General features: G+C 34.2%; 5 protein-coding genes. All 5 read left to right on the forward strand.

The window, feature by feature from the left end; translation table 11 throughout:
• The coding region (locus ACZQCL_RS06575) for an aminopeptidase (RefSeq protein ID WP_482482343.1) at window positions 1–1,099 on the forward strand (1,099 nt) is incomplete at its 5' end.
• Window positions 1,100–1,102: 3 nt separating this feature from the next.
• Window positions 1,103–1,936, forward strand: a complete 834-nt coding sequence (locus ACZQCL_RS06580) for a Cof-type HAD-IIB family hydrolase (protein ID WP_331865661.1) — start codon at window positions 1,103–1,105, stop codon at window positions 1,934–1,936.
• Window positions 1,923–2,786 carry a thymidylate synthase gene (thyA, locus tag ACZQCL_RS06585; RefSeq protein ID WP_117924051.1) on the forward strand — a complete coding sequence of 288 codons (864 nt, stop codon included), beginning with the start codon at window positions 1,923–1,925 and terminating at the stop codon, window positions 2,784–2,786. The genes ACZQCL_RS06580 and thyA overlap by 14 nt, the downstream gene beginning before the upstream one ends.
• A 7-nt stretch (window positions 2,787–2,793) precedes the next feature.
• Window positions 2,794–3,273, forward strand: a complete 480-nt coding sequence (locus ACZQCL_RS06590; protein WP_227991417.1) for a dihydrofolate reductase — start codon at window positions 2,794–2,796, stop codon at window positions 3,271–3,273.
• Window positions 3,274–3,379: 106 nt separating this feature from the next.
• Window positions 3,380–4,573 carry an AfsR/SARP family transcriptional regulator gene (locus tag ACZQCL_RS06595; protein WP_482482346.1) on the forward strand — a complete coding sequence of 398 codons (1,194 nt, stop codon included), beginning with the start codon at window positions 3,380–3,382 and terminating at the stop codon, window positions 4,571–4,573.
• The last annotated feature ends 145 nt before the right edge of the window (window positions 4,574–4,718 follow it).

Consider the following 4,718-nt stretch of genomic DNA (forward strand, 5'->3'; position numbering starts at 1 on the left):
GAGTGATACAGTATTGGTGGATTTCAGTATGACAGCACTCGATTATTTGAAGAGTAAAGAAAGAAACATTGCTTATTTGGATACACACTATTATGGTGGTGTTAAAAAGTATCAATGGGTGACTTTGCCTTTGGCAATTCATGGTGTTGTTTGTTTGAAAGATGGAACAACTGTAGATGTAGCGATTGGAGATAAAGAAAGTGATCCAGTATTTGTGATTAGTGATTTATTGATTCACTTAAGTGCAGATCAATTACAGAAAAAGGCAAATGAAGTGATTGCCGGTGAAGATTTAAATGTAACTGTTGGATCTATTCCTTTAGAAAATGAAGAGAAAGATGCAGTAAAGGCCAATGTTGCTAAAATTTTAAAATCAACTTATGGCTTTGAAGAAGAAGACTTCGTTTCTGCTGAATTAGAGGTTGTCCCTGCAGGACGTGCTAGAAGCTGTGGATTCGATTCAAGTATGATATTAGGTTATGGACATGATGATCGTATTTGTGCGTATACAAGTTTGATGGCTCAATTAGAAGCAGAAAATGTAAAACGTACAGCTGTTTGTTTGTTAGTGGATAAAGAAGAAGTCGGATCTCAAGGTGCTACAGGTATGCACTCTATGTTCTTTGAAAACTTTGTTGCAGAAGTTATGGATTGTATGGGTGATTATTCTGCATTAAGCGTGAAACGTGCAATGATGAATTCAACTATGTTGTCAAGTGATGTAAGTGCTGCACATGATCCAATTTACGCTTCAGCATCAAGTCCAAGAAATCAAGCTGAATTTGGTAAAGGTATCGTATTCAATAAATATACAGGAGCTCGTGGAAAGAGTGGATGTAACGATGCGAATGCAGAATATATCGCATTGATTCGTCGTATTATGGATGATCACAATGTAGCTTGGCAAACAAGTGAACTTGGAAAAGTAGACCAAGGCGGTGGAGGAACAATCGCTTATATTTTGGCTAATTATGGAATGCAGGTAATTGACTGTGGTGTAGCTTTACATAATATGCATGCACCTTTTGAATTGGCAAGTAAAGCTGATATCTATGAAGCAAAAAAAGGATATGCTGCATTCTTAACATACGAAGGATAATTTATGGAACCAGTAACTTTGATTGCGACGGATTTAGATGGTACATTTTTGAATTCAAAAAAGCAGGTATCAGATTTAAATCGTAAAGCAGTATCAAAATTGAAAAATCACGGAATTTTATTTGGCATCGCATCTGGACGTCCAGTAGAGACGGTTCGTGCTATGTTGAAAAAATGGAAAATTGAAGATAGTGTTAGTTTTATCATGGGAATGAATGGTGGCGTTGTATATGATTTAAGACAACGTACCAAAGAAGAGTATCATGTTCTTGATGGTGAAGTCGTTTTAGATGTGATTCATTTTTTTGAAGATTTAGACGTTGATTTTTGGATCTTGGAAGGTGCCACACGTTATACAAATCATACAAGTATTGAAACGCAGGAACATGCACGAATTTTTGGTGAAACAGAAATTGAAATTGACCTTGAACCATATCTAGAAAATAATACATGCAACAAACTGATTATACATTGTGATAAAGAGTATATGCCGATTGTATTAGAACGTGCTAAACAATATAAGAATGAGGCTTGTGTCGGTTTCTTAACAGCAGATAACTTATTCGAATATGTAGATCCTAGAATCAATAAAGGATATGGGATTGAAAAGGTAGCTAAGCATTTTGGTGTCAAACTTGAAAACTGTGTGGCTTTTGGGGATGAACAAAATGATAAGGAAATGCTTGAAAAAGTCGGTATGGGTGTATGTATGAAAAATGGCTCACAGGATGTTAAAGAATGCAGTGCATTTGTAAGTCCTTATACAAATGATGAAAGTGCAGTGGGTCGTTTTATTGAGGAGAATGTTTTTAAGGAGGAAATGGATGTCATACTTTGATGATGTATATTGTGGATTATGTAAAGATATTTTGGAAAATGGAGTTCAAGTACATAATCGTACTGGCATTGATACAATTAAAGTTCCAAGTGCACATTTTCATTTAGATCTATCTAAAGAATTTCCTATTTTGACGACAAAACAGTTATTTATTCGTCAAGCTGTTACAGAAATGCTTTGGATCTATCAGGCTCAAAGTAATGATGTTAGATGGCTTCAAGAAAGAAATGTTCACATTTGGGATAAATGGGAAATTAATGAAGATGGCGACTGGATTGATGAGAATACGGGAAAAGTATTAAAACATTTTGATCCAAGTTTTGCCCATACCATTGGTACGGCTTATGGATTTATTGTAAAAAAATATGATTTGATGAATAAACTGTTGAATTCATTAAAAAACGATAAGGAAGATCGAAGACGTGTGATCTCATTATGGCAGGATAGCGAATTAGATACAGCTGTACTTCCTAGTTGTGTATGGAGTTCAGAATGGGATGTGACGGATGGAAAGTTAAATATTTGGGTACATCAAAGAAGTTGTGATGTTCCATTAGGTTTGCCATTTAATGTAACGCAATATGCAGTTTTATTGATGATGGTTGCCAAGGTTACTGGACTTGAGCCAGGTACGATTGATTGGTCAATCAAAGATGCACATATTTACGTGAATCAAATTGATGGAATTAAAGAACAATTAAATCGTTATGAAACAAAAGGCTCATTACCAGCACCTAAGTTGTGGTTGAATCCAGATATTCAAGATTTCTATGCATTTGATCCAAAGAATGATGTGAAGCTGATTGGCTATGAGCATATGGGAAAAATTAGTTTCCCTTTAGCACAATAGGAGAATTATGAAATTAACATTGATTGCGGCGATTGGTAAAAATCGTGAATTAGGAAAAAACAATGATATGATTTGGCATTTGCCTCAGGATTTGAAGTTTTTTCGTAAGCAGACTTCGGGACATACAATTGTGATGGGAAGAAAAACATTTGAAAGTCTTCCAGGTATGTTACCTAAACGTCATCACGTCGTGATTTCGCGTTCGTGTTCAGATTTGGGTGAAGGCGTCGAAATGTGTTCGAGTGTTGCAGAATTTTTGAAGCGATATAAAGATGTAGATGAGGAAATCTATTGTATTGGTGGAGGCATGATTTATAGTGAGATGTTAGCTTATGCAGATAAGCTAGTGTTAACTGAGATTGATGCGCAAGCGGATGCTGAGGTTTATTTTCCTGAATTTGACAAGTCTTTGTATACAAAAACAATACTTTCCGACATAGAAGAGAATGGAATTCACTATCAACATGTTGAATATACTTTAAAATAACCATTTGCAGAGAATTTTTGTGATTCTCTGCTTTTTTGTTTGGCAGATTTATTGTAAAATAAAACTAGGTTAGATACTATATAATCTTTTTGGAAGGAGGATCAACATGAGTGATACTTATTATGTAAAAACATTTGGAGGGTTGGAAATCACAAACGATAATGTAACCGTTAATATTGTCGAATTATTTGGAAAGCAGCTAGTGAATTTATTACAGGTCTTATTGTTTCACAGTGAAAAACCAGTTCAAAAAGATGAACTGATTGATATTCTTTGGCCAGAAAGTAAGAATCCATCTAGTGCTTTAAAGTTCTCGATTTTTAGATTGCGTGCTGAATTGAATGAAATTGAATTCTTCAAAGACAAAGAGGTTATTGTAACAACAAGAAAAGGGTACATTTTAAATCCAAATTTAGATTGGAATATTGATTTTGTTGAATTGGAAAAGGCGTATAACCAAATTAACGATGGTTCGGAACTTTTAGACGAAAAAGAGTTTAAGACGGCTAGAAAGATTTTCAGATTGTACCAAGGTCGTTTCTATGCTTCACCAAGCCAATTGCACTGGATTTTACAGAAACAAGAGATCTTTAGACAAATGTATGTGAAAACGATGATGCGCACATCTTGTTACTTATATACGCAAAAACGCTATGATGAGATGATGCTTATGAATTATCAGGCGGTTTTAATTGAATCATTTAATGAAGGTTTACATTACTATTATATGAAAGGCTTAGTGGCTACACGTAATTATCGTGAAGCGTTGAAGTATTATGATGAATTGAATGATATTTTCTTATCTGAACTAGGTACGGGTTTATCGAAACGCTTTAAACAATTGTACGATATCATTATTGCTGATCATGCCAAAGAAGAAAGTAAAGATATGGAAACAATCATGCGTGAGCTTTCAAGCCGTGATCAACAAAACCAAGGCTTCTTCTGTTCGTATGAAATTTTCAAGTATTTCTATGAATTGTTGTTAAAAATGTCTATTCGTAATGAACAAAATTATTATTTGATTATGTTACAGTTTTCAGATGGTACTTTGGATTATGAAAAGATTGGTTTAGATTTTGATCGTGTAAAACGATTGGTAGGTTCTTGTTTAAGAAGCAATGACTTGTTTACTCGTACAAGTGAAACGCAACTACTGCTTCTAGTGGATTGTCAAACCGAAGAGAATGCGCACTTGATTATTCAGCGTATTTCAAATAAGTTCTATAGTATTTTTAGAAAGAAGAATTATCAAATGAATTATTCTGTTCATAAGGCAGAATTAGATAGAAATAATTAGTAAAAAGGAAAGATGTTGGTTGTATATGGATATAAACATGTTGCAGAAAAGGATACATAAATTATTGATCATCTCTGTCATGATGGTACTTTCAATACTTGTTATGGCATTCCTTTTCATTGACCATGGAGATGATAGTTTAAAT

It is taken from the genome of Holdemanella sp. (assembly GCF_056804935.1).

Coding starts and splice junctions, on each gene's coding strand:
- ACZQCL_RS06580 (WP_331865661.1), top strand. CDS start 1,103: ATGGAACCAGTAACTTTGATTGCGACGGATTTAGATGGTACATTTTTG.
- thyA (WP_117924051.1), top strand. CDS start 1,923: ATGTCATACTTTGATGATGTATATTGTGGATTATGTAAAGATATTTTG.
- ACZQCL_RS06590 (WP_227991417.1), top strand. CDS start 2,794: ATGAAATTAACATTGATTGCGGCGATTGGTAAAAATCGTGAATTAGGA.
- ACZQCL_RS06595 (WP_482482346.1), top strand. CDS start 3,380: ATGAGTGATACTTATTATGTAAAAACATTTGGAGGGTTGGAAATCACA.